This window comes from Pseudoalteromonas luteoviolacea DSM 6061 (assembly GCF_001625655.1).
In the GTDB taxonomy this organism is placed as follows: Bacteria; Pseudomonadota; Gammaproteobacteria; order Enterobacterales; family Alteromonadaceae; genus Pseudoalteromonas; species Pseudoalteromonas luteoviolacea.
In genome coordinates this window covers 1-498 of the sequence record NZ_AUYB01000044.1, presented here as the reverse complement: position 1 = coordinate 498, position 498 = coordinate 1, and the positions used below count along the sequence as shown (strand labels likewise).

Annotated in this window: 1 protein-coding gene; it reads right to left on the bottom strand. The window is 41.6% G+C overall.

Annotated features, from left to right (window positions below):
* The coding region (locus tag N475_RS02295; protein ID WP_155732528.1) for an RHS repeat domain-containing protein at positions 1–498 on the bottom strand (498 nt) is incomplete at both ends.

Genomic DNA, 498 nt, shown 5'->3' with positions numbered 1-498 from the left:
TAGGTATAATTAATTTCTTTATTGTTTGAGCGAGTTTCTTTCAAAGGCTCGGCAAAGCCATTGTATAAAAAGAAAGTACTCCCTTGGTTTGGGTCCACAACCCTTGTTTTTTGCCCCATTGCGTTATATTTAGCCACAATACTATTGTTATTGGCATCACGTATTACAATCGGCAGGCCTAAGCTGTTGTAGGCATAGCGTGTGAACTTACCATTGGCATCTTGTGTTGAGATTAACTGGTTGTCACTTGAATACGTCCTAGACATCGTGTTTAAAGTCATGCCATAGCACGTTTCACTTACGTCTATGTCTGTCTTTAAGCCCGAATAGGTATATTCTGCGGTCATTTTACCAATATTATTCGGTCCGCAATATTGGGGGGTTTCTTTGGCTTTCGGCCTGCCCAGTTCATCAAAGCCGGTGTACTTTATGTCATGCCTCAAATCTGACGACAGGTAAGGGCGAGACTCATGCGTTTTATTCCCTTTACTGTCAAAT